Origin of the sequence: Algihabitans sp. (genome assembly GCF_965226985.1) — a bacterium.
Taxonomy (GTDB): domain Bacteria; phylum Pseudomonadota; class Alphaproteobacteria; order Kiloniellales; family DSM-21159; genus Algihabitans.
The window spans coordinates 2,143,070-2,168,174 of the sequence record NZ_OZ245712.1; the positions used below are offsets into that span (position 1 = coordinate 2,143,070).

Here is a 25,105-nt window from a genome sequence, read left to right on the forward strand (position 1 = left end):
CGGAGCGTCCCGGTGCCTGTTTCGATTATCGTTCAAGAGCTGCGTCGATGGCAGCCCTGGGGCGCAGGCGATCGGAAACGCATCTGCGCTTGCGCCGACCGCCGCCCATGCAACTGACCATAATTCAAGCCTTTTTTGATTGATCGTTCAATGAAAATTGTTAATTTCATTGACAAGCTGGCTCCAGCCCTCGCAATACGGGGATCGATAGGGTACCCAGACGTCGGATCGAGACAGCGGTTTTAGGGCGGCAGATTCGGGACGGCAGCGATGCCCAAGCTCGGCATGGAACGGCTACGTCGGCGCCAGTTGATCGAGGCGACGATCGACACGATCCACGAGGTCGGCTTCGCGGCCGCCAGTCTGCAGGCCATCGCGAAACGCGCCGGTGTCTCCCCGGGGCTGGTGGCCCACTACTTCACCGACAAGAACGGCTTGCTGGAAGCGACCTTGCGCGCGCTCTTCGAAGATCTGAACCGAGATATGATCGCGCGCCTGACGGCGGCCGAGACGCCCCGCGCGCGGATGGAGGCGGTGATCGACGCGAACCTCGCGACAAGCCAGTTCGATCCGCGCCTGGCAAAGGTCTGGCTGGCCTTCTGGGCGCAGTCCCTGCATGTCCCGGCCCTGGAGCGCATTCAGCGCGTCTACCAGCGGCGCATGTTCGCCAACCTTTTCCACGCCGCGAAGCAGCTTCTGCAAGAACGGCCGGCGCGCGACCTGGCCGACGGCATCGCCGGGCTGATCGACGGCCTCTGGCTGCGCGCCACTTTAGCCGGCGGCCGGCCGGGCAGCCGCGCCGCCCGGCGCATCGTCCGCAATTATCTGCACACCCAACTCGCACGGGAGCCCGTCGATGCCTGACGCGACCCATCTGCCGACCCTGACGACCCAGAAAGCCTGGATCGGCGGCGCCCCTCTCGACAACAGCGACGGCCGCAGCTTTCCAACCTTCAATCCGGCAACCAACCGGCCGCTCTGCGAGGTGGAGATCTCCGGTGTCGCCGAAGTCGAAGCGGCGGTCGCCGCGGCGGAGGCCGGTTTCGCCGTCTGGTCCGCCATGGGCGGCACGGCCCGCGGTCGGGTGTTGAAGCGCGCCGCCGACATCCTGCGGGCGCGCAACCGCGAACTGGCCGTCCTGGAAACGCTGGACAGCGGCAAGCCGATTTCGGAGTCCGAGACGGTCGACGTACATTCAGGGGCCGACTGCCTGGAGTACTACGGCGGTCTCGCCGCGACCCTGGGCGGCGAACACGTCGACCTGGGCGCCGAGTGGAACCACAGCTTCTTCTACACGCGGCGCGAACCGCTGGGCGTCTGTGCCGGCATCGGCGCCTGGAACTACCCGCTGCAGATCGCCTGCTGGAAGGCAGCGCCGGCGCTGGCTTGCGGCAACGCCATGATCTTCAAGCCGGCGGAGCTGACACCCCTCACCGCGCTGAAGCTGGCCGAGGTCTTCAAGGAAGCCGGACTGCCGGACGGCGTCTTCAACGTGGTGCAGGGCTTCGGCGAGACCGGCCAGTTGCTGACCCGTCACGAGAGGATCGCCAAGGTCTCCCTGACCGGCGAAGTCGGAACCGGCAAGAAGGTGATGGCCGACGCCGCCGGCAGCCTGAAGGAAGTCACGCTGGAACTGGGCGGCAAGTCGCCCCTGATCGTCTTCGCCGACGCCGATCTCGACAACGCCGTCTCCGCCGCGCTGCTGGCCAACTTCTTCACGCAAGGCGAAATCTGTTCGAACGGCACGCGCGTCTTCGTCGAGGCCTCGGTCAAAGCGGCCTTCCTGGAAAAGCTGGTCGCCCGCACCGAGGCGATGAAGATCGGCGATCCCCTGGACCCGGAAACCCAGGTCGGGGCGCTGATCTCAGCCGAGCATCGCGCCAAGGTACTGGACTACGTCCAGGCCGGTCGGGCGGCGGGCGCCAAACTGGTGACCGGCGGCACGGCGCCCGAGCATCCGGCGCTTACGGAGGGCAACTTCGTGGCGCCGGCCATCTTCGACGGCTGCAACGACAGCATGAGCATCGTGCGGGAGGAGGTCTTCGGCCCCCTGCTCTCCCTCCTGACCTTCACGGAGGAAGAGGAGGTCGTGACCCGCGCCAACGCGACGCCTTTCGGGCTGGCCGCCGGTATCTTTACCCGCGACCTGAAACGCGCGCACCGGGTGATCGCCCGGCTGCAGGCCGGCACCTGCTGGATCAACACCTACAACCTGACGCCCATCGAGATGCCCTTCGGCGGCTACCGGCAGTCGGGCCTGGGCCGCGAGAACGGACGGGCCGCGATCGAGCACTATAGCCAACTGAAATCCGTCTACGTCGAGATGGGCGACGTCGACTCCCCCTACTGAGAGTCTCAAAAAAAAGAAGACAAGAAAAATGCGCGAGCAAGCCTACGACTACGTCATCGTCGGCGCCGGTTCGGCCGGCTGCGTCCTGGCCGCCCGGCTGAGCGAGGACCCTGAGGTTTCTGTCCTGCTGCTGGAGGCCGGAGGCCCCGACCGCGGCCTGATGTCCTGGATGATCCACATGCCGGCGGCCCTGGCCGAGCCCCTGAAGGGCAAGCGCTACAACTGGGCCTACGAGTCGGAGCCCGAGCCCTATATGGACGGCCGGCGGATCTATCAGCCGCGCGGGCGCGTGCTCGGCGGATCGAGTTCGATCAACGGCATGGCCTACGTGCGCGGCCATGCGCGCGACTACGACCGCTGGGCCCAGAAGGGCCTGCGCGGATGGGACTACAGCCACGTCCTGCCCTACTTCCGCAAGGCGGAAACCCACGAGCTGGGCGGAGACGACTACCACGGCGGCGACGGCCCCCTGCGGGTGACGGCCGGGCGCCTCGACCACCCGCTCTACGCCGCCTGGATCGAGGCCGGACGGCAAGCCGGCTATCCCATCACCGAGGACATGAATGGCGAACAGCAGGAGGGGCTGTCGCGCCTGGACCGCACCACCTGGGAGGGTGAGCGCTGGTCGGCGGCCAAGGGCTACCTGCACCCCGCCCTGACCCGCTCGAACCTGACCGTGATCGACCGCGCCCTGGTCGCAAAGATCGAGGTCGAGCAGGGACGCGCCACGGGCGTGACCTACAAGCGGCGCGGCCTGGAACAGTCCGTCCGGGCCGAGCGCGAGGTGGTTCTGGCCGGCGGCGCGATCAACTCGCCGCAACTGCTGCTGCTCTCCGGCATCGGCCCGGCAGACGAGCTGCGCGCGCTGGGGATCGAGGTGGTAGCGAACCGCCCGGGCGTCGGCGACAACCTGCAGGACCATCTGGAGGTCTACGTCCAGCACGCCTGTACGAAGCCGATCACGCTCTACCCCTCGCTCAAGCCCTGGAACAAGCTGAAGATCGGCATGGACTGGGTCTTCTTCCGCAAGGGCCTGGGGACCACCAGCCACTTCGAGGCGGGCGGTTTCATCCGCAGCCGCGCCGGCGTCGAACACCCCGACCTGCAGTATCACTTCCTACCCATCGCCATAAACTACGACGGCAGCAGCCCGGCCGGCGGTCACGGCTTCCAGGCCCACATCGGCCCGATGCGCCCGACCAGCCGGGGCAAGCTGAAGCTCCGTTCGGCCGACCCGAAGGAGGCGCCCTCGGTGCTGTTCAACTATATGGGCAGCGAACAGGACCGGCGGGAAATGCGCGAAGGCATCCGCCTGACCCGCGAGATCTTCGCACAGTCGGCCTTCGACGACCTGCGCGGGCCGGAGCTGAGTCCCGGACCGGAGGCCACAAGCGACGCGGAGATCGACGCCTTCGTCCGCGCCAAGGGGGAAAGCGCCTATCACCCCTCCTGCACCTGCAAAATGGGTCCGGACAGCGACCCTCTGGCCGTGGTCGACGGCGCCGGACGGGTCTACGGGGTCGAGGGGTTGCGCGTGGTGGACGCCTCCATCATGCCGGACATCGTTAGCGGCAATCTCAACGCGCCCACCATCATGCTGGCGGAGAAGATCGCCGACGAGATCCGCAACCAGACGCCCCTGCCGCCCTCCGAGGCTCCGATCTGGATCCACCCTCAGTGGGAGGTCGCACAGCGCTGAGGGATCTCAGATCCCGAAGGCGAACAGCAGGACGAGACCGCCGACGAAGGCCGGGAGACGCAGCCACGCCTTGGGCGTCGGGCCGATCACGGCGTAGGACAGCAGGAACAGCCCGGCCGCGACCTTGACCAGCGCCGCCAGGGTGAGCAGCGGCGCCTCGGCCAGCATCAGCAGAGCCGGATTGGCGACGAAGCCGAGCGGTACGAGAAACAGGCCGAGCCCCAGCGCCATTGACCGCAAAGCCACCGGGATCCAGGGCGTCTCGGCGATACCGGCGGCGATGAAGACGTTGCCGCAGACCGGCGGTGTGATCGTGCAGAGCAGCGCGTACCAGAAGACGAAAAGGTGGGCGTAAAGCTCGGGCAACCCCAGCTCGACCAGAGCCGGACCCGCTACCGCGACGCAGATGACGTAGGCGGCGGTCGTCGGCAGCTCCATCCCCAGCACCAGGCTGGCCAGCGCGGTCAGCAGCAGGGCGACCCACAGCTCCCCACCGGAGGCCGAAAGGATCAGCGAAGTGATCTTCACGCCCAGTCCGGTCATGTGGAAGACGCCGACGATCAGGCTGGCACAAACGATGATCGCGGCGATGGAGGCGATCTGCCGTCCGGCGCTGACGCAGCCGCTCCAAAGACGATGCAGCCAGCGGCGCAGATCGAAGCTGCCGAGGGAATCGGTGGCCAGCAGCAGCAGCGCCGCCAGCGTCGCAAAGAAGGCGGCGTAGGGCGCGGTGTAAGCCGTGAAGACCAGCATGTAGACCAGGATACCGAAGGGCAGCAGGAAGAAGGGAACGCTGCGCAGCACCAGCGACCAGCCCGGCAGTTCCTCGCGCCGCAGGCCACGCAGGCCGAAGCGCAAAGCGTAGGCATGCACCCCCATCCAGGCGGTCAGAAAGAACAGCAGCGCCGGCGGGGTCGCGGCCACCATGATGGTCGTGTAGTCGCTGCGCAGCAGCTCCGCCATCACGAAGATCCCGGCCCCCATCAGCGGCGGCATGATCTGGCCGCCGGTCGAGGCCACGGCCTCCGTCGCCGCTGCCATGGAGGGCGGATAGCCGAGCCGCTTCATGGCCGGGATCGTCACCATGCCGGTGGAGGCCGTGTTAGCGGAGGCGACCCCGGAGATGGTGCCGTAGAGGGCGCTGGAGAGCACTGCGATCTTTGCCGCGCCGGCCCGGAAGCGGCCGGCCAGCTGGGTCGCGACGGACATGAAACCGGTGCCCGCCGTCCCCGCCGAGATGAAGGCGCCGAGAATGATGAAGGGCGCTATCACCTCCGCAGAGATCCCGGTCAGGCTGGACCACATGCCGCCGCCGGTGATCACCAGCGTCCCGAAGTAGTAGTCGAACGGCAGCCCGCCGTGACCGAAGGTGCCGGGGATCAGATCGCCGAAATAGCCGTAGAGCAGCACCAGCAGAGTGATGGCCGGCAGCACCCACTTGATGGCGCGGCGCGCCATCTCCAGCGCCACCAGGATCACCACCAGCGCGACCGCGCGCTGCAAGGTCCCCTGCAGTGATCCGTACTGGTCGACCAGCCGATCGCTCTCAAGCGCGATGAAGCCGGCGGCCAACAGCCCGATCACGCCAAGCGCGTAGCCCGACCAGCGAGCGAAGCGATTCGGCGTGACCGCAAAAAAGAAAATCCAGGGCAGCGCCAACACGAAGTGCAGCGGCCGCGTGATGAGATTCGGGATCAGACCCGAGAAGACGAGATAGAGGTGAAAGCCGACGGAGATCAGGCCGCAGGCCAGCATCGCCCAGTCCCGCAGGCTGAGCCGCGAAAGCGGCCCGGCCAGGGGAGAGTCGTCGGGGATGCCGCGCTCTTCCGAGACCACGAGAACGGGGCCGGACGGCGCGATACCGGCCGTCGCCGATGCCGAAGCAGAGGTCGCCATGAGCTAGCGGCCCGTAGGCAGGATCACAAAAGGGCGTCCGGCAGCTCGATGCCCTGTTCCTCGTAGTAGCGACGCGCGCCCGGATGCAGCGGCGCGCCCATCTGGCTCAGCAGATCGACGGTAACACCGTTCCACCAGGGATTCTCGCCCGCCAGCCGGTCCTTCCATTCCCAGAAGGTCTTGGTGAGGAAGTAGGCCACCTCCTCGTCCATCCCGACAGTACCGTAACCGCCGACCGGCACACCGACCGTCGCAACCGCCTGTTCCTGCCCCTTGTAGGTTCCGGCAGCGATGGTGACCGGTCCCGAGAGCGGATCCAGCTCCACGATGGTTTGGCGCTCCTCTTCCGTCAGAGACAGCACCTCGACCGGCGTCGTGGTCGCCAGCTCGACCAGGCCCGGGGTCGGGTGGGAACTGCAGGTGACGAAGCCGTCGACCTTGGCGTTGCGCACCGCCGGCGCGGCGGCATCGAGTTCGACGTCCACCAAGTCGATCTTGTCGGTCAGTTCCAGCGCGTCCAGGATCGACTTGGCCCGGCGCTCGCAGAAGGAGCCCTTGCCGCCGGCGATGAACTGCTTGCCGGTCAGATCGCCCAGGGTCGCGACCCCGGCGTCCTCGCGCACGACGAAGTGGATCGTGACGAAGGGCATCACGAAGAGGGTGCGCGCCGTATCGAAGGACTCGCCCTCGAAGGGGGTGCGGCCCTCGCGCGCGGCCGCCAGCAGGCTGGGCGGCGTTGTGAAGAAGAAGTTGCCGGGACGAACCTTCGATTCCTTGACGTTCTGGACCGAGCCCTGGCTCTCCTCCACCGTCGGCAGGATATCGCCGCCGCTGGCGTCCTTCAGCATCTCGGCGAGTTGGACCATCATTACGTAGTAGGAGGAGGTCGATTTCGCCGACTTCAGGGTGATACGCGAGTCGGCGCTGGCACCGCCCGCCAGCAAGGAGAGACCGGCCAGGGCGCCGACACCGGCGGCCAGAAGTTTGCGTAGCTGCATTGAACGTCTTCCTCCCTCAAAGGCCGGCTTGATCGTCGCCGGCGCTCCTTATCGCTTCGGTTGAGCCGATGCGCGGCCGACACAGCAAGGAGTGTCATGGCGCGATCGCAAGAGCCAGACACTGCTCAGCAAGGGGCCGACAGGTCAAGCAAACTTGCCGGATTGGATAGGATCGGCGGCGAGATAAAGGCCGTCAGGAACGCCCGACTCTAGCTGTTCCGGGACTTTGCCCGCTCGGCGATCCAGATGCCGCCCAGCACCAGGACCAGAGCGACCGCGTGAAAGGGCGCGAAGGTCTCGCCCAGCAGCAGCACAGAGAAGAGCGCGGCGAAGATCGGCACGAGGTTGACGAAGACGCCAGCGCGGCCGGGGCCGATCAACCTGACCCCCTGCATGAAGGAAAGCTGCGCCAGGAAGGAGGGAATCAGAACGACGAAGAGCACCACCGCCCAGCCGGCCGGGCTCGGCCAAACGAAGGCCCCGGCCACCGCCTCCAGAACAGCGAGCGGCAGCGCGGCCAGAAGCGCCGCGAGGGCCATGACCGAGAACATCGCCAGGGCGGAAACCTCCGGCCGACGGCGCAGGGCCACGGTATAGGCCGCGTAGAAGACGCAGGCCACGAGCATGATCAAATCGCCTTCCGCGAAGCCGAGCCCGAGCAGGCGCTGGAGATCGCCGCCGGCGGTGACGGTCACAACTCCCAACATCGTCAGGGCCACACCCACGCTCTGCAGCGGCGTCACCGCTGTGCGGTAGACCAAAAAGGCGCCGATCAGCACGAAGACCGGGATCGACCCCTGGATGATGCCGATGTTGATGGCCGTCGTGGTCTGGGCGGCCGTGTAGAAAAGCGCGTTGAAGATGGTGAAGCCGATGGTGCCGAGCAGGGCGAAGAAACGCCAGTGCGCGCGCAGCACCGGCAACTCGGCGATCATCTGACGACGCGCCACCAGCAGCACCAGCAGGACCACGCCCAGCCAGCGCAGGGCGACCAACGCCATCGGCGAGACCTCGCCCACCGCGAAGCGGCCGGCGACGGCATTGCCGCCCCAAGCCGCCGTGGTCAGCAGCAACAGCAGATAGGCGTTGCCGCCCGCCCAACGACCGAAAGACCGTGCACTCTCACCAAGGACCGACATACCGTCGGGCTTCCCTCACCTGCCTAAAGAATGGGCGGCGACCATAGAGGAGAAGCGGGGTCATCAGGGTGGATAAATCCAACCGGCAGATCTGCGACACGCTCCTAAGGGCGTGTCCCTAGCGCGGATCGCTCTCGGAGGAGATATCCCTATAAGCCGCCAGGGCGCGGTCGATCAGGGCATCGCTCTGCCCTGTCTGGGCGGCGGGATCCCGCAGGCGCTCCCAGTCGATTGGGAGGTCGCAGTGCCGCCGCAGACAATCGATCAGGTGAAGGTCGCCGTCGCGCACCTCGGCGCAGGCTTGCTTGACGAGCGCCTGAGCCTCCGCACGCGGCAGCTGGGTGGCCAAGGCGAAACTCGCCGCCTCGGCCAGAAGCAAACCCCGGCTGGCCTCCAGGTTCACACGCATCCGTTCGGGCTTGACCTCCAGCGTCTCAAGTAACGCCAGGCCATGACGCAGCGCGGCCCCCGACGATACGGCAATGGATGGCAAGGCCGCCCATTCCATCTGCCAAGCCGCACCACCGCGCTCGTGATCGTGCAGGACGGCCTGGTGCAGAAGCGGGATCTCGGTCGCCGTCCGGCGGGCCAGGGCAACCATCGCCTCGGCGCGCGTCGGATTGGCCTTGTTCGGCATGGTCGAGGACCCACCGGCACCGGCCAGGGCGACCTCTCCAACCTCCGACTGGGTCAGCAGCAAAACGTCGCCGGCCAGCTTGCCGAGCGCGCCAGCGACGCCGGTCATCCAGCCGCCGATCTCGACGAAGCGGTCGCGCTGCGTGTGCCACGGCAGGACGGGAACCGCCAGATGGAGCCGCAGCGCCAACCGCCGCTCGATCTCGGCGGCGCGCTCGCCGTAAGCCGCCTGCGTTCCGCTCGCACCGCCCAGAGACAGAGCGAGTGAGTCCTCGCGCAAGGGGCCAAGACGTGATGCAGCCCTGACCAAGGGCATCAGCCAGCCCGCGGCCTTCAGGCCGAAGGTGGTCGGCGTCGCCTGCTGGCCGCGCGTGCGCGCCGCCATGACCGTCGTCCGGTGGTCCTCGGCCAGGGTGGCCAGGTGGTCCATGACGGATCGCAGGCGCCCCTGCTGAATGTCGAGCGCGTCGCGCAGCGTGAGGCAGGCGGCGGTATCGACGATGTCCTGACTGGTCGCGCCCCAATGCAGATAGGGCGCGACGTCGGCCGGCAGGGCTTGGCGCAGGGCGGCCACCAGTCCCGGCACGACCACGCCGTCGCGCAGGGTTGCTTCGCGCAGGCCCTCCGGCCGAACCGGATCGCTCGCGCAGAGCTGAGCGATGGCCTCTGCCGCGCGCAGCGGGAGCAGCCCTAGCTCGGCCTGCACGGCAGCCAGTTCGGACTCGACCCGCAGCATCGCCCGTAGCTGCGCCTCGGCGGAGAGCGCAGCCGAGACCTCGGGATCGCCGAGCAGATCGTCCAGGTAGGAGGGATGAGCGGACAGGCTGTACATAGGCGAGGACGACACCCGTCAGGTCGCGAAGAAGACCGTTTCGCCTTCGCCCTGCAGGCGGATGTCGAAGCGGTAGACGCTCAGGCCGTCGCGAGGTTCGGAGGACTGGGCGATCAAGGTGTCCCGACGTGCCGGGTTCTCGATCCGCTGCAGGACCGGATCCGCCGCGTTGGCGCTCTCCTCCTCCGGAAAGTAGAGGCGCGTCGAGAGGCCGAGGTTGATTCCCCGGGCCACGATCCAGAGACAGATGTGCGGCGCCATCATGCTGTCGCGCGGTCCCGGCACCGGACCCGGCTTGATCGTCTCGAAGGCGAAGGTGCCGCTGTCGAGGTCGGTGGCACAGCGCCCCCAGCCGCAGAAGTCGGCCGCGCAGCGACCGCGACGCGGGTCGAGCAGAGCGTTGTAGATCCCGTTCGCATCGGCCTGCCAGGTCTCGATCAAGGCATCGCGCACCAGACCGCCGTCGCCATCGAACACCCGCCCCTCGATCCGAAGGCGTTGGCCGGGCGTCTCGGGTCCGGCGATGACGCCGCCTGGGTCCGCCGGATAGACACCGGCGATCCCGGCGAGGCTGGGCGCGAGTCCGATATGCAGGTAGGGTCCGGCGGTCTGGGACGGCGTTTCCCTCAAGCGGTCGCTTGCCTGCGGCATGTCAGTTCCCCACCCCATGTCAGTTTCCCTCCGGCCGGGTCTCGAAGTAGGTCGAGCGGCGTCCGCGCAGCACCAGGTCGAAGCGGTAGGCGCGCGCATCCATCGGCACCGTCGCAGCCATGTCCAGCGGCGCGATCAGCCGAGCGACCGCCCGGGGATCGGGAATCGCATTGAGGATGGGGCAGAGCGGAATATGCGGATCGCCCTCGAAATACATCTGCGTGATCAAGCGCTGACCGAAGCCCGAGCCGAAGAGCGAGAAGTGAATGTGCGCGGGGCGCCAGTCGTTCACGTTGTTCGGCCAGGGATAAGGCCCCGGCATGACGGTGCGGAAGACGTAGTTGCCCTGGTCGTCCGTGAGGGTCCGGCCGCAGCCGCCGAAGTTGGGATCAAGCGCGGCCAGGTAGCCGTCCTTGCGATGGCGGTAGCGCCCACCGGCATTGGCCTGCCAGATCTCGATCAGCGCGCCCGGCACGCCGCGCCCCGTCTCGTCGCAAAGCCGACCGTGAACCAAAATGCGCGGACCGACCGGATCGCCGTCCCGGGCATGGTTGCGCAGCAGGTCGTTGTCCAAGGGGCCAACCGCCTCGGGACCGAAGACCGGTCCGGTGTTCTCCGACAGGGTCGCTTCATGCGCGACCAGAGGCCGCTGCGGCGAACGCAGTAGGGAGGTCTTGTAGGCAGGCGCCAGCGCCGGAGGATGCCAGGTGTGATCGCGGGGGATCAGCGGTTCGGGCCGCGGCCGCAGATTGGTGGCCGAAGGGTCGCTCATGGCTGCCGGTCTCCCGCAGCCGGTTGCAGCCGGCCGCTGTCCTCCAGGGTTTGCTTGACGATGCGGATCGCCTCGTTGGCGGCCGGCACCCCGGCGTAGACCGCCACATGCAGCAGCGCCTCCTTGAGGTCGTCGGGCGTCGCTCCGGTGTTGGCGGTCGCGCGGGTATGCAGGGCGATCTCCTCCCGATGCCCGCCGGCGGCGAGCAGGGCCAGAGTGATCAGCGAGCGTTCGCGCGGCGTTAGCCCGGGCCGCGACCAGACCGAGCCCCAGGCGCCCTCGGTTATGAAACGCTGGAAGTCGTCGTCGAAGGCTGTCTTGCAGGCTTCGGCGCGGTCGACATGGGTGTCGCCCAGGACCCGGCGGCGGGTCGCCATACCGTCCTCGTAAGCTCCGCCCTGTATCGGGCTGGGGATCGACCCAGAGATTGGAGTATCGCGTTCAGCCAAGACCATGCTCCTTCAGAAACGCGGAGATCAGTTGGCCGAGCCGCTCCGGCGCCTCGACGCAGGGGATGTGGCCGACGCCCTCGATCACCTCGAAGTCCGCATCGGGAATCAGTTCGGCCAGACCGCGCACCACCTCGGGCGGCGTCGAGCCGTCGAGACTACCGGCAACGCAGAAGGTCGGGACCGAGATGGTCGCGGTCGTCGCGGTCAGGTCGGCATCGCGGATCGCGGCGCAGACTGCGCTGTAACCGTCCGCGGGCGTGCGCAGAAGCATGTTGCGCCAGATCGCCAGGTCAGCCGGCTGCGTCTCACGGAAAGCCGGGGAGAACCAGCGCTGCATCACGGCGTCGGCGAGAGACGCCAGACCGCCCGCGCGGATGCCATCGATCCGCTCGTTCCAGATCTCCGGCGTGCCGATCTTCTGCGCGGTGCAGCACAATACCAGGCCGGCCACGCGTTCCGGCGCAGCCGCTGCCAGGGCCTGGGCGATCATGCCGCCCACCGACAGCCCAACCAGAGTCGCCCTGGCGATGCCGAGCTGGTTCATCAGGGCCAGCAGGTCGTCGGCGTGCGCCGCGATGGAACGCTCCCCCGCCAGGTCGCTCAGCCCGTGGCCGGCCTTGGAATAGCGCAGGACGCGCAGCCCCTCCGGCAGCTGCGGCAGCAAGGCATCCCAGACCCGCAGATCCGTTCCCAGCGAGTTGGAGAAGACCAGAACGGGAGCGTTGTCGGAGTCGCCCGCCACACCAGTTGAGCCAGCCCCTGTTTCCTCAAGCCGATACTCGATCACCCGCCCTTCGATCTGGGCCGACTGCATAGGAACGCTCCTCCACCCTGCTTCTTCTTGGCGAACCGCTTTGATGCGGCTCCTCTTATTCCAGACTGCGCGATCCGATCGGTCATGTAAAATTAGGTTTTGGAGCGGATCGATAACCCAAGAGTGATGCTGGCCAGTCATGCTGGACCCGAGAATCAAGCTTCGCCATCTGCGGACCTTCGTCGAGGTCGCCCGCCGCGGCAGCGTCAAGCAGGCCGCCGACGCCCTGGCCGTGACCCAACCGGCCGTCTCCAAGACTCTCAAGGAACTGGAGGAGATCGTGGAAGCGCGCCTGTTGGAGCGCGGGCGTGCCGGCGCCGCGACGACACTGGTCGGCGAGACCTTCCTCCACTATGCGGCCTCCGCCCTCGCCTCCCTCGTGCAGGGCATGGACGGCATCGCCCAGACCCGGCAGCAGGGCCAGGACGTGCTGACGGTAGGCGCCCTGCCCAGCGTCGCAGCGCGCATCATTCCCGCCGCCGTCGCAAGCTTCAAGGAAGCCACGCCGGAGATGACGCTGCGCATCGTGTCCGGCCCCAACCCCTACATCCTCGACCTGCTGCGCGACGGCGAGCTGGACCTCGTGGTCGGCCGGCTGGGTCCGCAGGAGAGCATGGCCGGCCTGAGCTTCAGTCATCTCTATTCCGAGCGGGTGGCGGTGGTCGTGCGGCCCGGCCATCCTCTGCTGACTGCGAACGACGTGACGCGGATCGCCGACTACACCGTGCTATTCCCCGACCCCGGCGCGGCGATCCGCGACCTCTGCGAGCAGCTTCTGATCACCAGCGGCATCGCCCGCCTGCCCGACCGGATCGAAACCGTCGCCGCCACCTTCGGACGCGCCTACCTGCGCAAGACCGATGCCGTCTGGTTCATCTCCTTCGGCGTGGTCGCACTGGACATCGCCGATGGCCTGCTGGTCGAGCTGCCCTTCAACATCGACCAGACCCTGGGGCCGGTCGGCCTGACCATGCGGGCCGAGGTCGCCATGACGCCGCCGATGACCCTCTTCGCCGGGATCCTGCGCAAGATCGTCGAGGCCGCTGCGCCCTGAACCGCTGACCACCAGAGGCTTCGGATAACACTGCGGTTATCCAAACCCCTGAATTCCTCATTTTTCCTTTGGCATTGCGTGATGCAAACTGCAGGAAAAGAAGATCCGACCGAAGCATCGGCGGCGAAGACACCAAAGGGAGGACGAGAGAGCATGTACGCCAAACTGCTGTCGGGGGGCCTGCTGGCCGCCGCGCTGATCCTGACGACCGGCACCGCTCAGGCGCAGGAAGTGACCCTGCGCCTGCATCAGTTTCTGCCGCCCCAGGCAACGATCCCCTCGCAGGCCATCGATCCCTGGATCGAGCGCGTGGAGACGGAGTCCGGCGGACGGATCGAGATCCAGCACTTCCCGGCCATGCAGCTGGGTGGCGCCCCGCCGTCGCTGTTCGATCAGGCGCGCGACGGCGTGGTCGATATCGTCTGGACCGTCCTGGGGTACACACCGGGCCGCTTCAGCAAGACCGAGGCCTTCGAACTGCCCTTCATGGTGACGACGGGCGAGGCGACATCCCGCGCCTTCCACGAGTACGTCACCGAGACGGCGCTCGACGAGTTCGCCGACGTCCAGCCGCTGGTGTTCCACACCCACGGACCCGGCCTGCTGCACGTCAAGGGCGAGGGGGTGCGCAGCATGGAGGACATGGACGGCCTGAAGCTGCGCGGTCCGACGCGTGTCATCACCGGCATGCTGGACCGCTTGGGAGCCACGGCGATCGGCATGCCGGTGCCCGCCGTGCCCGAGTCTCTCTCCAAGGGCGTGATCGACGGCGCGGTCATTCCCTGGGAAGTGACCGTTCCCCTGCGGGTGTCAGAGCTGGTGGAGACCCATACGGGCTTCGACGGGGATCATGGTCTCTACACCGCGACCTTCGCCATGGTCATGAACCGGGACAGCTACAAGAACCTGCCCGACGATCTGAAGGCGGTGATCGACGCCAACTCAGGGGTCGAGGCGGCCGCCCTGTTCGGTGGCGCCATGGATGCCGGCGATGTCGTCGGCCGGCAGCGCGCCGAGGAGGCCGGAAACAGCATCGTCATACTCGATGCTACCGAGACCGAGCGCTGGCGGACGGCAGCCCAGCCGGTGATCGACGCCTGGATCGCCGATATGGACGACGACGGCGCCGACGGCGCCGCGCTGGTCGAGCGGGCCCGCGCTCTGATCTCGGAACACTCGGGTCAGTAGAGTCTTTGAGGCGGCGGCAGGGCTTCGAGGTTGCCGCCACCCGCAATCCCCCAACTCGGGATCGAGCCGTGATCGAACGTCTGATCCATAGGACCGCGCTGGCTCTGGCGCTGGCCGGCGGCGTCGCCCTGCTGGGCATGACCCTGCTGACCGTCGTCAGCGTGACGGGGCGCGGCCTGATCGCCATCGGGCTGGGGCCCGTCCCCGGAGACTACGAGCTGGTGGAGATGGCGGCGGCCTTCGCGGTCTTCAGCTTCCTTCCCTGGTGCCAACTTCAGCGGGGCCACGTAACCGTCGATCTCTTCATGGCGCCCCTGGGCCGGAGGGTGAATCTCGTCGCGGATCTCATCGGAAACCTGCTGCTGACCGCAGCCGCCGGCGTTATCGCCTGGCGTCTCTGGCTTGGACTCCAGGACCGGCTGGCCTTCGGGGAGACCAGCTTCATTCTCGGCATCCCTCTGTGGATCGGCTACGTCCTGGCGAGCTTCGGCGCTGCGCTCTTCGTCGTCGTCAGCCTCCACACCGCCCTGCGCAGCTTGCGGGAACTCCGCGAGACGAAAGCGGCGCAAGCCTCGCAGAAGGGCTGGCCGTCATGAGCGGCATCGAGCTTGGCCTGCTCTCCTTTCCACTTCTCATTCTGCTGATCTTCCTGCGCATCCCCATCGGGCTGGCGATGCTGCTGATCGGCTTTTTCGGCGTCTGGATCATCACGGGCAGCGAACGGCCGATCCTCGCCCAGCTCAAGTCGGTGCCCTACGACACCTTCTCCAACTACTCTCTCACCATCGTTCCGCTGTTCCTGCTGATGGGACAGTTCGCGACGCGCGGCGGCCTGTCCCGCGCACTCTTTCAAGCCGCCGCCGCCTGGCTGGGACACAGGCGCGGCGGGATCGCGATGGCCTCCGTCGGGGCCTGCGGCGCCTTCGGGGCGATCTGCGGCTCCTCGCTGGCGACCGCAGCCACCATGGGTCAGGTGGCCTTACCCGAGCTGAAGCGCTTCGGCTACTCGGGCGCACTCTCCACCGCGAGTCTCGCGGCCGGCGGTACTCTTGGGATTCTCATTCCGCCCTCGGTCATTCTGGTGATCTACGCGATCCTGACCGAACAGAACATTGCCAAGCTCTTCGTCGCCGCCTTCGTGCCCGGCATCCTGGCCGCGCTCGGCTACATGCTGACCATCGCGATCTACGTCCGTGTCTTCCCGGAGTCCGCCGGACGGCGCGCGCCGAGCCTGCTGGCCGAACGCTGGCGAACCCTCCTGCAGGTCTGGCCGGTGCAGGCGATCTTCCTGCTGGTGATCGGCGGCATCTACGCCGGCTGGTTCACGCCGACCGAAGGCGCGGCGGTGGGCGCTGCGGGAACCGGTCTCATCGCCTGGCTGAACGGCGGTCTCGACTGGCGCGGGCTGCGCGAGGCGATCCTGGCGACGGCGGTCTCCACCGGCATGATCTTCTTCATCCTGCTGGGCGCCGCGGTCTTCAACTCCTTCCTCGCCTTCTCCCAGCTTCCGCAGGAGGCGGCGCGGGTCATCGGCGACAGCGGCTACAGCCCCTGGCTGGTCCTGGTCGTCATCCTGCTCTGCTACCTGATCTTCGGCTGCGTCATGGACTCCCTGTCGATGATCCTGCTGACCATCCCGATCTTCTTTCCCATCATCATGGCGCTGGATTTCGGCATGACGCCGGAACAGACCGCCCTCTGGTTCGGGATCCTAGTGCTGATCGTCGTCGAGGTCGGATTGATCACGCCACCGGTCGGCATGAACCTCTTCGTCATCAACTCCATGTCGGGCGGCGTGCCGATCGGTCAGACCTATCGCGGCGCCCTGCCCTTCATCTGCAGCGACTTCCTGCGGGTCGGGCTGCTGGTGCTCTTCCCGAGTCTTTCTCTCTTTCTCGTTTCGGCCCTTTTCTAGGCAGGCGGCACCTATGAGCAAGCGCGTCCAGGTGGGAATCATCGGATCGGGTCCGGCGGGCCTTCTGCTGGGTCAGCTTCTGCACCGGGCCGGGATCGAGACCGTCATCCTGGAACGCCGCTCCCGCGACTACGTCCTCGGCCGTATCCGGGCCGGCGTGCTGGAACAGGGCGCGGTCGGCCTGCTGGACAAGGCCGGCTGCGGCGCGCGTCTGCACAGCGAAGGACTGGTGCATTCCGGCGTCAACCTGGCCTTCGACGGCGCGCTGCACCGGATCGACCTGGAAGAGCTGACCGGCGGCGACACCGTGACAGTCTACGGACAGACAGAAGTCACGCACGACCTGATGGATGCTCGTGCCGACGTGGGCGCTCCGACCATCTACGAGGCCGAGAAGGTCCAGCCGCAAGACTTCGATGGGCCCGCCCCTTATCTGACCTACGAGAAGGATGGACAGACTCACCGTCTTGACTGCGACTTCATCGCCGGTTGCGACGGCTATCACGGAGTCAGCCGGCAGTCCGCGCCGCAGGACCTGCTGAAAACCTACGAGCGAGTCTATCCCTTCGGCTGGCTGGGTCTGCTGGCCGACGTCCCGCCGGCGAACGACGAACTGGTCTACGCCAACAGCGCGCACGGTTTCGCCCTCTGCTCCATGCGCTCGCTGGAGCGCAGCCGCTACTACATTCAGTGCGACCTGAGCGACGAGCTCGAGGCCTGGTCGGACGAGGCCTTCTGGGACGAACTGCGGCGGCGCCTGCCGGCGGACCTGGCCGACGGCGTCACGACGGGCCCCTCGATCGAGAAGTCGATTGCGCCGCTCCGCTCCTTCGTCGCAGAGCCGCTGCGCTTCGGGCGCCTGTTCCTCTGCGGCGACGCCGGACACATCGTTCCGCCGACCGGCGCCAAGGGGCTGAACCTGGCGGCCAGCGACGTGCATTACCTCTACGAGGCGCTCGTCGCCTACTACCGGGACGGCTCGGAGGCCGGTATCGAGGGTTACTCGACCGCCGCCCTGGCGCGAGTCTGGAAGGCCGAGCGCTTTTCCTGGTGGTTCACCACCATGATGCATCGCTTCCCGGAGGACGGCCCCTTCGGTCAGAAGATCCAGGAAGCGGAACTGGACTACCTCATCGGCTCGCGCGCCGCCTCGACCTCGCTGGCCGAGAACTACGTCGGCCTGCCGTACTGACCGCGGTACGCCTGCAGGCAGGCGATGTAGCGATTTCACCTGAAGCGACGCTGTTTTAGTCTCTCGAAACGCGAAGAGGAGACGGTGGCGCATGACGACGATAACACCCGGCGAGACCGACTGCCTGGTGGTGATCGACCTCCAGAACGACTTCATGCCGGGCGGCGCCCTGGCCGTCCCCGAGGGGGATGCCGTGGTGCCGACGATCAACCGTCTCGCCGCGCGTTTCCGGCATGTCGTCGCGACGCAGGACTGGCATCCGGCGGGCCACAGTTCCTTCGCCTCCGCCCACCCGGGCCGTTCGCCCTTCGAGACGATCGAAGCGGCCTACGGCGAACAGACGCTCTGGCCGGACCACTGCATTCAAGGCACCTCCGGCGCGGCCTTCCATGACGACTTCAATCCCGAGCGGGTCGAACTGGTTCTGCGCAAGGGCTTTCGCCCGGCTATCGACTCCTACTCCGCCTTCACGGAGAACGACCGCAGCACGACGACCGGCCTGGAAGGCTATCTTCGGGCACGCGGTTTCAAGCGACTGTTCTTCGTTGGTCTGGCGACTGACTTCTGCGTGCGCTGGTCGGTGGAGGATGCGCGCACGGCCGGGTTTCAGGCCGTCCTGATCGAGGATGCCTGCCGGGCCATCGATCTCGAGGGATCGCGGACGGCCGCCCTCTCGGCCATGAAAGCCGTAGGGACGCAGATCGCACGCTCGTCCGACTTGGGCGTCTAGATCAGGATCGTCTGAGGTGGAATCGCGTGAGCGATCCCGCCTCAGGGGTGAATCCTGCTCTCATCATAAGCTTAGAGCGCAGTCGCCGTCAGAGGGGCATTATGCATTTGGCCGAGCCGCCGAAGCGACCTCACGAGAGGCGCTCCCGCTATCGTCCAGGGGCAGCTGGAACACGGCCTGCATCCAGCGCTCGTTGCGCAACAGGCCCAGGTCGCGCACCTCGACCTCTGTCAGCCCCCCACAGGCGGCGATACGCTCCAGGAGGACAGTCTTGTCGCGCCAGGCCGTCGCCTCGAAGTCCCCGGGCGTGAAGCCCTCCGCGTAGCCGTCCACCATGTCGACGACGAAATGGCCTCCGGGCACCAGAAGGCGTCGCACTTCTCCCATGAACTGTTCGATGGTGAAGACATGGTCCATGGCGTTGGTGTAGATCGCGTGGACCGACCGGTCCGGAAAGGCAACCGCATGGAAATCGCCCGGCAGGACATGGCGGTTGTCGCTGCCGGGATTGAGGTCAATGCCGACCGAGAAGACTCCCAGGGCGTGAAGCGCGCGGACCTCGGTCCCCAGGCGCGCACCCAGGCATAGGACATTGGCGGCCTCGTTCAGGACCGCACAGTCGCGAAACCGGCGAACGAAGTCCTGATAATCTTCCTCGATCGTGTCGTCGAGGCGGGACCTGATGCCGTCAAGTTTCGAGGCCTGGTGTTCCACGTAAGCCTGATAGGAAGCGTACTTGCGCTGAACGATATCGCCTTCGTGCAGCCAGATACCGTCGTCCCGGAACTTCGCCTCGCGCCGCTTCCGCTTCGCGGCCTTCTCACGCTCCCGCCCCAGTGGGCCCACGCCGAAACGCAAGGTCTTCGCCAAATTCTTCAGCTTCACCGGTGGTCCTTCGACTCTTTGTCTACTAAGGCGGGAGGATACGCGTGACGATTCGAGCAATCGGGGCGAAGCGCCGCGTGCAGTCGGAATGGAAAGATCGGCAGTACACCGTCGAAGCCGACAACTCAACAGCGATGCTCGCGCCGTGGACAGCAATCATCAGGGAACGCAGGGCTACCACCTAGAGCCGAAACCGGCTGGCAACCCAGGGAAAATCCCGGACAGCCTTCGAACGAAACCTGCCTCCATGCCTGCGCATCGCCGGCTGTAACAGATCGTTCAAATCCGATTGACACCGGGTTCGCGGCGACCGGCGATGCTCTGGTTCACAGGCAGCGAGGTTCTCGTTCACAGCCCCTGCACGCGATGGCGTGCGAAACCACAAGAAGCGCGGCCCGAAGACCCGCTCCGGCAACGGTCGCGGCAGGGCCCCGGCCAAGCACCCGCCGCAGGCGGTTGCTAAAGCCCGGGGCGGAGGCACAGGGAATGGAGAAGACGATGACTTGGGACACTCTCGGCGATAACGCGACGGGCAAAACGCACCTGGCCGTCGTAGGCGATCCCGAAGCCGGCGGAGCGCAGCGGCCCTGCCAGGAGACGATCCATCCAGCCTGCTTCCCGGAACCGGACCTCATCAACCTCTTCAGCTGCTGGCAGAGCTTCAAGGGCCTGAAGGCAATACCGCCGCGTTCAGCGGTCGATCCGACCTTGCTGCCACGCAAGCTGCTACAGAACATCTCGATCATCGAGCGGTTGATCTCCAGCGACGGCGAGCGCTTCCGCTACCGTCTGGCCGGAACGGCCATCGAGCAGGCGGCCGGCCGCAGCCTGACCTGGACCTATCTCGATGAATTATTGCCCGCCACGGGGTACGGCGCGCAGGTTCGCCGGCAGCTCGGCCTGCTGACGCAGCTCGAGGCCCCCGTTTACGCGGAAGGCGTATACCTGACCTTTATCAACGACCGGACCGGCCTGAGGACGACGTGCCACCTGATGCTTCCGCTGGCCGACGACGAAGGCGAAGTTCGCTACGTCCTCGCGGCTCAGACGTTCGGAACGCTGCGCAATCTCAATCACGCGCCTTTCCTGGAGGCCGACGACTACCAGCCAGGACGAACGGCGGTGGTCCGGGTACGCTAAAGTTTCAGCCGCCTCCAGGGCCGCTGAGGAGCGAGGGCAAGCAACCGAAACGCTATTCGCCGGCTGCTTTGCCCGCGAAGCTCCCGCTGCCTGCACTCCCCGGTAGCGTTATCGTATCCAATCTACCTGTTGCTTTTTTCAGCTTGGACCTCGCTAAAATGCCACCGGTCGGTCTTTTGCAGCAGAGTGTTCGCCTACAGCCATGAAGAGCCAACGCATTCTGATCATCGAAGACGACGAATTCACGCGGCGTCTACTGGCTGCTTTCCTGGAGAAGTCCGGCTTTCTCATCACCGAAGGCGGCGATGGCCGCGACCTGCATGCACGCACCCGCGAAACCTCCTTCGACCTAATCGTGCTGGACCTCAATCTGCCGGACGAGGACGGTCTGGTTCTGACGCGGCAGCTGCGGGCACGCTCTCGCGTCCCCATCCTGATGCTGACCAGCCGGGACGACGAGGCGAACCGTCTGGTCGGCTTCGAACTGGGCGCCGACGACTACGTCACCAAGCCCTGCAATCCGAACGAATTGCTGGCACGGGTGCGCGCAATTCTGAATCGCGCCTCCAGCTCCGACGCTGAGACCTCGTCGGAGCCCATCGCCTTGAGAGACTACGCGCTGGACCTGGAACGTCACTGCCTGACCGATGCACAGGGCGAGGAGGTTCAGCTCACCGCCGGCGAGTTCCACCTGCTGTCCGCCTTGGCGATGGCCAAGGGTCGCGTTCTCAGCCGCGCACAGCTGATCGATGCCGTGGGCGGCCCGGAGGACGCCCTGACGGAGCGTTCGGTCGATGTCCTGATCAGTCGGCTCAGACGCAAGGTCGAGGCCAATCCGCAGGAGCCGGATCTGATCATCACCGTCCCGCGCTACGGCTACCGCCTGGCCTTGAGTTGAAAGTCGTCTCTTTTCGACGGCAGCAGGACGGCGCGTCGTTTCCTTAGTTCAGCAAGCCCCGCCCGATCTCCCGACGCAAGACGGCGAACTCGCGCAGCAGATCCGCATGACGCGCGGCAGCGGCCGTCAACTCACCCTCGGATGCAGCGGCTTCCAACCTGCGCCAGCAGTTGCCCAGCCGCATGGCCCCCATGAAGAAACAGGCGCTGGCCGCGCGATGCGCCTCGGCCGCCAGCTCAGGACCGGCGCCGGCGGACAAGGCGCCGGCCGCTCTCTCGACCTTGGCCGTCATGTCCTCCAAAAACTCGTCGATCGTGCCGCGCGCCTCGTCGAAGGACGCGAAGATCTCGCGAAGATAGGCCGGGTCGAAGACGGCCGTCTCCTGCTCCCCATCCGGATCGTCGTGGTCTTCGAAGGACGGAAGCGACCGTCGCGGCAGCCGGCCTGGGGCTTCGCCGCCGAGGAGCTTGCCGCCGATCAGGGCCCCGATGGTTTCGACAAGCCGGCCCTTGGCAACCGGCTTGGTCATGGTGACGCTGGCCCCGGCGGCACGGCATTCCGCGCTGGTACTCTCCCGAGCGTCGGCCGTCAGCGCGATGATAGGCAACCGTGCGCTCTGCGGACTGGAGCGAAGCTGGCGCATGAGATCGATGCCGTTGAGCCCAGGCATGTGGTAGTCGGTGATCAGCAGATCGTAGGCGCCGTCGTCCAGGAACCGGAGCGCATCCCGGCCGTCGCGCGCCACCGTGGCAGCATAGCCTTCCCGCGTCAGGACCTGCTGCAGCAAGAAGGCGCCGGTCGGATCGTCTTCGGCAATCAGCACCCGGCCGCGCGCAGCGCTGGACCTTTCCTCTGCCTCGGCGACCCGGGCCTCCGCATCCGACCGCGCAACGGGCCGACCTACGCTCGCCTGCGGCCGCGGGGTTCCGTCTCGATAGGCCGCCTCCGTCGGAGACTCGGCCTCGACCGGCAGAGCGGGCACGCTGAGCGCGAAGCGTGCCCCTCGCCCGAGTTCGCTCTCGGCCTCGATACTGCCCCCCAGAAGCTCGGCGAGCCGTTGAGAGATGCTGAGGCCGAGCCCCGTACCGCCGAAGCGGCGCGTGGTCGAGGCATCGGCCTGCTGAAAGGGTTCGAAAAGGCGCGTCAAAGAAGCCGGAGAAATCCCGATGCCCGTGTCGCTGACGTCGAAGACAATACGCGAGCGGGCGCCGTCTCCCGCGAGTTTGTCGCTCGGCGTCGCGCCGCATCGAACCGTCAGCGCCACCGAACCGGCATCGGTGAACTTGATCGCGTTGTTCACCAGATTCCAAAGGATCTGACGGAGCCGAAGCGGATCGCTGAGGATCCGATCCGGCACATCCGGCGCGACCTCACAGAAGAGGTCCAGCCCCTTCTGTAGCGCGACACCGGAGTAGGCGTCGGTGACGCTGCGGGCCAGCTCCCGCAGGTCGACGGCCTCGTTGGCCACCAGCAGTTCACCCGCCTCGATCTTCGACAGATCCAGGATGTCGTTGAGAATACCGAGCAGCGTCTGAGACGAGAGCTTGGCGCGGTCCAGCGCATCGCGCTGCCGACGAGTCAGGGCGTCCTCCTCGATCAGGTCCAGAAGCCCGAGAACCCCATGCAAGGGCGTCCGCACCTCATGGCTCATGACTGCGAGAAAATCCGACTTGGCGCGATTGGCCTCGTCTGCCTCCTCCTTCGCCTTGCGCAGCCTCCGCTCCGCCATCTCGCGGGTCGCGATCGCCGACTTGAAGGCCGCAACCGCGCTCTCCAGGTCGCCGATCTCGTCGGTCCGGTTCGCCATCGGGGTTTCCACCGACAGATCGCCGTTCATCAGCCGCCGTAGGGCTGAGGTGCTGCGGTCGAGCGGCTGGGTAATGGCGCGTGCGAGCGAGAAGCTCAGGACCGCGAGCACGAGCAGCGCAGCGATCCCAGCCGCCAGACCGACATGGCGCATCGAGGTCAAGGGCGCAAAGACTTCCGAAGCCGGCGTCTCGGCGATCACCGCGTAGCGGCGGCCCAGCAGCTCCGCCGGGCCGTAGGCGACGATGGTATCGCGGCCGATCGAGGCGCCCGGCGGCTGCCAGTCGAGCCGCGCAACACCGGACTCGCCGGCGATCGCCCGTTCGACCGGCGCGATCTCGACCGCTTGCTGCAGGACGCGCGGTTCCTGCGGCGGACGCAGCCGGCTGCGCAGCAGCCCGTCGGCCCCCACCAGGAAGGTCTGGCCGGTCTCGCCGAAGCCCTGCCCGTTCGCCAACGCTTCGTTCACCCGTGTGCTGTCGATGACGACGACGAGAAAACCCAGCAGCGCGCCGTCCGGCCGCTTGAGCGCGCTGGCGACGGCACCGACGATCGAGCGCCCGCCGAGCCGGTAGGTCTCGGCCAGGTCAGTGAAGACAAAGGGGGCGTCGTCCTGCTCCCGAGCCGCGAAGAAGCCGGCCCGAACCGGCTCGCCGGCGAAGCTCTCGTCGTCGATCCGATGTGCGAAGTCGCTGGCTTTGGCGACGCTGTAGAGCACCAGCCCCTCGGGCGAGAGCAGCAGCAGGTCGGCATAGCCCATGATGTCCCGGTGACGCCGCAGACGCGGATGGTAGAAGCTGTGCGCCACCGAGTAGAGAGAGGCATCCTCGGCATGCTCCAGATGGTCGCGCCTACGCGGCGGGTGCGGATTGTCCTCGACGTAGAGGGATCGCAGCTGAGTCTCCGCCCCCTCCCCCAGGTCCGTCCAGCCGGCGACGAAGCTGGTGAGAGCCTGACTGAGCGCCGGCGAGGATTTGAAGACCTGCAGGTCGCGGGCAATGCTTTCGGACAGGCTACGCAAGGCCTCGACGCGTGTGCTAGTGTGTGCACGAAGCTGGCCGTCGATCGAGGACTTGATCTGCTCCGTGGCCGCGCGGTCGGAGATCAGGCCGACCGCGGCACCGCCAAGCAGAGCGGCAAAGGCGATCAGCAAGGGCAGCTTGGTGCGAAAACGGATGCGATTGAGCAATGCGATCACGAGGCCGGCTCCGCGCCCTTGACGGCATAACCCCTGACGGCACAGGTCACGCCCAGCGGCACGGGCTCCCGCTGGCTGCAAGCATCGCTGGGGCGACGGTCCTCTGCCTCGTCGCGCTGGCCGCGTCCCTGTTCTCCAAACCTGCCGAGGCGGCCGAAGAGGGGCGCGTCGAAGACAGCGTTCTGCGGATCGCCACCGAGGGCGCCTATCCGCCGTTCAACTACCTCGACGAGACAGGCGCGCTCGGCGGCTTCGACGTCGACTTCACCTGGGCCCTCTGCGCCGTGATGGACGTGCGCTGCGAACTGGTGGCCGAACCCTGGAACACCATCATCGACGGCCTGGTCGAGCAGCGCTACGACGCCATCGTCGCCAGCATGTCGGTCACCGAGGAACGGAAGCGCCAGGTTGCCTTCACCGACAAGTACTACAGCACGCCGATGCGCTTCGTCGCGAAGCGGGACAGCTTCGTCGGCACGACTGACGTGAAGGGCCGGGCCGTCGGCGCGCAGGCCGAGACGACGTCTTTCGATTATCTCAAGGATGGCTACCCCTTCGGCCAGAGTCTGCACGCCTTCGAGACCATGGAAGAGGCCTACGCCGCCCTGCTCACCGGCGAGGTCGAGGCGGTTCTGACCGACAGCCTCGTCGCCTGGGACTTCCTGAAGTCCGAAGCGGGACAGGCCTTCTCCTTCGTTGGCGACCCGATCTATACCGACACCGAGATCGCGATCGCCGTCCGCAAGGAAGACGAGGACCTGAGGCAAAGCATCAACCGGGCCATCACGCTCCTGATCATCGACGGGACCTATCAGGAGATCAATCAAAAGTACTTTCCCTTCAGCATCTACTGAAGGCCT

Annotated in this window: 22 protein-coding genes; 12 read left to right on the forward strand and 10 right to left on the reverse strand. The window is 66.7% G+C overall.

The window, feature by feature from the left end:
- Positions 1-270 precede the first annotated feature (270 nt).
- Genes betI through betA form a run of 3 tightly spaced genes read left to right on the forward strand, consistent with a single transcriptional unit; the run spans position 271 to position 4,049 of the window.
- Positions 271-864, forward strand: a complete 594-nt coding sequence (gene betI, locus ACO054_RS09875) for a transcriptional regulator BetI (protein ID WP_421710268.1) — start codon at positions 271-273, stop codon at positions 862-864.
- Entirely contained in the window at positions 857-2,350 is a 1,494-nt protein-coding gene (betB, locus tag ACO054_RS09880; RefSeq protein WP_421710269.1) for a betaine-aldehyde dehydrogenase, read from the forward strand. The genes betI and betB overlap by 8 nt, the downstream gene beginning before the upstream one ends.
- Positions 2,351-2,378: 28 nt before the next feature.
- Positions 2,379-4,049, forward strand: a complete 1,671-nt coding sequence (betA, locus tag ACO054_RS09885; protein ID WP_421710270.1) for a choline dehydrogenase — start codon at positions 2,379-2,381, stop codon at positions 4,047-4,049.
- A 6-nt stretch (positions 4,050-4,055) separates the two neighbouring features.
- Here betA and ACO054_RS09890 read toward each other — a convergent pair whose 3' ends face one another.
- From ACO054_RS09890 to pcaD, 8 genes are all read right to left on the reverse strand, one after another.
- On the reverse strand, positions 4,056-5,945 hold the full coding sequence (locus tag ACO054_RS09890) for a TRAP transporter permease (protein WP_421710271.1): 1,890 nt from the start codon (positions 5,943-5,945) through the stop codon (positions 4,056-4,058).
- Between the two features lie 23 nt (positions 5,946-5,968).
- A complete protein-coding gene (locus ACO054_RS09895) occupies positions 5,969-6,943 on the reverse strand; it encodes a TAXI family TRAP transporter solute-binding subunit (protein ID WP_421710272.1) in 975 nt (324 codons plus the stop codon).
- Positions 6,944-7,152: 209 nt separating this feature from the next.
- Complete coding sequence (locus ACO054_RS09900; RefSeq protein ID WP_421710273.1) at positions 7,153-8,082, reverse strand: DMT family transporter; 930 nt, start codon at positions 8,080-8,082, stop codon at positions 7,153-7,155.
- A gap of 118 nt (positions 8,083-8,200) precedes the next feature.
- The gene (locus ACO054_RS09905) at positions 8,201-9,550 is read right to left on the reverse strand and encodes a class-II fumarase/aspartase family protein (RefSeq protein ID WP_421710274.1); all 1,350 of its coding nucleotides are present in this window, start codon (positions 9,548-9,550) and stop codon (positions 8,201-8,203) included.
- An 18-nt stretch (positions 9,551-9,568) separates the two neighbouring features.
- A complete protein-coding gene (gene pcaG, locus ACO054_RS09910) occupies positions 9,569-10,219 on the reverse strand; it encodes a protocatechuate 3,4-dioxygenase subunit alpha (protein ID WP_421710275.1) in 651 nt (216 codons plus the stop codon).
- Position 10,220: 1 nt separating this feature from the next.
- On the reverse strand, positions 10,221-10,973 hold the full coding sequence (pcaH, locus tag ACO054_RS09915) for a protocatechuate 3,4-dioxygenase subunit beta (protein ID WP_421710276.1): 753 nt from the start codon (positions 10,971-10,973) through the stop codon (positions 10,221-10,223).
- Entirely contained in the window at positions 10,970-11,428 is a 459-nt protein-coding gene (gene pcaC / locus ACO054_RS09920; RefSeq protein WP_421710277.1) for a 4-carboxymuconolactone decarboxylase, read from the reverse strand. The genes pcaH and pcaC overlap by 4 nt, the downstream gene beginning before the upstream one ends.
- Entirely contained in the window at positions 11,415-12,239 is an 825-nt protein-coding gene (gene pcaD / locus ACO054_RS09925) for a 3-oxoadipate enol-lactonase (protein ID WP_421710278.1), read from the reverse strand. Before pcaD ends, pcaC begins: the two co-directional genes overlap by 14 nt.
- A gap of 139 nt (positions 12,240-12,378) precedes the next feature.
- Here pcaD and pcaQ point away from each other — a divergent pair, with 139 nt between their 5' ends.
- The 6 genes from pcaQ (at position 12,379) to pncA (ending at position 18,318) form a co-directional block, all read left to right on the forward strand.
- Positions 12,379-13,293 (forward strand): pca operon transcription factor PcaQ, encoded by a 915-nt coding sequence (pcaQ, locus tag ACO054_RS09930; protein WP_421710279.1) that lies wholly within the window; start codon positions 12,379-12,381, stop codon positions 13,291-13,293.
- Positions 13,294-13,446: 153 nt separating this feature from the next.
- The gene (locus ACO054_RS09935; protein ID WP_421710280.1) at positions 13,447-14,481 is read left to right on the forward strand and encodes a TRAP transporter substrate-binding protein; all 1,035 of its coding nucleotides are present in this window, start codon (positions 13,447-13,449) and stop codon (positions 14,479-14,481) included.
- 68 nt (positions 14,482-14,549) lie between these two features.
- Positions 14,550-15,077: a TRAP transporter small permease gene (locus ACO054_RS09940; protein WP_421710281.1), complete on the forward strand. Its 528-nt coding sequence runs from the start codon at positions 14,550-14,552 to the stop codon at positions 15,075-15,077.
- Positions 15,074-16,396 (forward strand): TRAP transporter large permease, encoded by a 1,323-nt coding sequence (locus ACO054_RS09945; RefSeq protein ID WP_421710282.1) that lies wholly within the window; start codon positions 15,074-15,076, stop codon positions 16,394-16,396. The genes ACO054_RS09940 and ACO054_RS09945 overlap by 4 nt, the downstream gene beginning before the upstream one ends.
- A gap of 13 nt (positions 16,397-16,409) precedes the next feature.
- Positions 16,410-17,588 (forward strand): 4-hydroxybenzoate 3-monooxygenase, encoded by a 1,179-nt coding sequence (pobA, locus tag ACO054_RS09950; RefSeq protein ID WP_421710283.1) that lies wholly within the window; start codon positions 16,410-16,412, stop codon positions 17,586-17,588.
- Between the two features lie 91 nt (positions 17,589-17,679).
- Positions 17,680-18,318, forward strand: coding sequence for a bifunctional nicotinamidase/pyrazinamidase (pncA, locus tag ACO054_RS09955; RefSeq protein WP_421710284.1), 639 nt, complete (start codon positions 17,680-17,682; stop codon positions 18,316-18,318).
- 99 nt (positions 18,319-18,417) lie between these two features.
- Here pncA and ACO054_RS09960 read toward each other — a convergent pair whose 3' ends face one another.
- On the reverse strand, positions 18,418-19,203 hold the full coding sequence (locus ACO054_RS09960) for a class I SAM-dependent methyltransferase (RefSeq protein WP_421710285.1): 786 nt from the start codon (positions 19,201-19,203) through the stop codon (positions 18,418-18,420).
- Positions 19,204-19,689: 486 nt separating this feature from the next.
- On the opposite strand from ACO054_RS09960, the gene ACO054_RS09965 reads away from it, so the two are divergent.
- Both ACO054_RS09965 and ACO054_RS09970 read left to right on the forward strand, forming a co-directional pair.
- The gene (locus ACO054_RS09965) at positions 19,690-20,343 is read left to right on the forward strand and encodes a PAS domain-containing protein (RefSeq protein WP_421710286.1); all 654 of its coding nucleotides are present in this window, start codon (positions 19,690-19,692) and stop codon (positions 20,341-20,343) included.
- A gap of 202 nt (positions 20,344-20,545) precedes the next feature.
- Positions 20,546-21,241 carry a response regulator transcription factor gene (locus tag ACO054_RS09970; RefSeq protein ID WP_421710287.1) on the forward strand — a complete coding sequence of 232 codons (696 nt, stop codon included), beginning with the start codon at positions 20,546-20,548 and terminating at the stop codon, positions 21,239-21,241.
- A 43-nt stretch (positions 21,242-21,284) separates the two neighbouring features.
- Here the strand turns inward: ACO054_RS09970 and ACO054_RS09975 are convergent, their stop codons facing one another.
- On the reverse strand, positions 21,285-24,245 hold the full coding sequence (locus tag ACO054_RS09975; RefSeq protein WP_421710288.1) for an ATP-binding protein: 2,961 nt from the start codon (positions 24,243-24,245) through the stop codon (positions 21,285-21,287).
- Between ACO054_RS09975 and ACO054_RS09980 the strand changes: the two genes are divergently transcribed.
- A complete protein-coding gene (locus tag ACO054_RS09980) occupies positions 24,236-25,099 on the forward strand; it encodes a transporter substrate-binding domain-containing protein (protein ID WP_421710289.1) in 864 nt (287 codons plus the stop codon). The two genes, ACO054_RS09975 and ACO054_RS09980, sit on opposite strands and share 10 nt — an antisense overlap.
- The last annotated feature ends 6 nt before the right edge of the window (positions 25,100-25,105 follow it).

Excerpts from the sequence above, each read along its gene's own strand:
- betI (WP_421710268.1), top strand. The coding sequence starts at position 271 with ATGCCCAAGCTCGGCATGGAACGGCTACGTCGGCGCCAGTTGATCGAG.
- betB (WP_421710269.1), top strand. The coding sequence starts at position 857 with ATGCCTGACGCGACCCATCTGCCGACCCTGACGACCCAGAAAGCCTGG.
- betA (WP_421710270.1), top strand. The coding sequence starts at position 2,379 with ATGCGCGAGCAAGCCTACGACTACGTCATCGTCGGCGCCGGTTCGGCC.
- ACO054_RS09890 (WP_421710271.1), bottom strand. The coding sequence starts at position 5,945 with ATGGCGACCTCTGCTTCGGCATCGGCGACGGCCGGTATCGCGCCGTCC.
- ACO054_RS09895 (WP_421710272.1), bottom strand. The coding sequence starts at position 6,943 with ATGCAGCTACGCAAACTTCTGGCCGCCGGTGTCGGCGCCCTGGCCGGT.
- ACO054_RS09900 (WP_421710273.1), bottom strand. The coding sequence starts at position 8,082 with ATGTCGGTCCTTGGTGAGAGTGCACGGTCTTTCGGTCGTTGGGCGGGC.
- ACO054_RS09905 (WP_421710274.1), bottom strand. The coding sequence starts at position 9,550 with ATGTACAGCCTGTCCGCTCATCCCTCCTACCTGGACGATCTGCTCGGC.
- pcaG (WP_421710275.1), bottom strand. The coding sequence starts at position 10,219 with ATGGGGTGGGGAACTGACATGCCGCAGGCAAGCGACCGCTTGAGGGAA.
- pcaH (WP_421710276.1), bottom strand. The coding sequence starts at position 10,973 with ATGAGCGACCCTTCGGCCACCAATCTGCGGCCGCGGCCCGAACCGCTG.
- pcaC (WP_421710277.1), bottom strand. The coding sequence starts at position 11,428 with ATGGTCTTGGCTGAACGCGATACTCCAATCTCTGGGTCGATCCCCAGC.
- pcaD (WP_421710278.1), bottom strand. The coding sequence starts at position 12,239 with ATGCAGTCGGCCCAGATCGAAGGGCGGGTGATCGAGTATCGGCTTGAG.
- pcaQ (WP_421710279.1), top strand. The coding sequence starts at position 12,379 with ATGCTGGACCCGAGAATCAAGCTTCGCCATCTGCGGACCTTCGTCGAG.
- ACO054_RS09935 (WP_421710280.1), top strand. The coding sequence starts at position 13,447 with ATGTACGCCAAACTGCTGTCGGGGGGCCTGCTGGCCGCCGCGCTGATC.
- ACO054_RS09945 (WP_421710282.1), top strand. The coding sequence starts at position 15,074 with ATGAGCGGCATCGAGCTTGGCCTGCTCTCCTTTCCACTTCTCATTCTG.
- pobA (WP_421710283.1), top strand. The coding sequence starts at position 16,410 with ATGAGCAAGCGCGTCCAGGTGGGAATCATCGGATCGGGTCCGGCGGGC.
- pncA (WP_421710284.1), top strand. The coding sequence starts at position 17,680 with ATGACGACGATAACACCCGGCGAGACCGACTGCCTGGTGGTGATCGAC.
- ACO054_RS09965 (WP_421710286.1), top strand. The coding sequence starts at position 19,690 with ATGGAGAAGACGATGACTTGGGACACTCTCGGCGATAACGCGACGGGC.
- ACO054_RS09970 (WP_421710287.1), top strand. The coding sequence starts at position 20,546 with ATGAAGAGCCAACGCATTCTGATCATCGAAGACGACGAATTCACGCGG.
- ACO054_RS09980 (WP_421710289.1), top strand. The coding sequence starts at position 24,236 with ATGCGATCACGAGGCCGGCTCCGCGCCCTTGACGGCATAACCCCTGAC.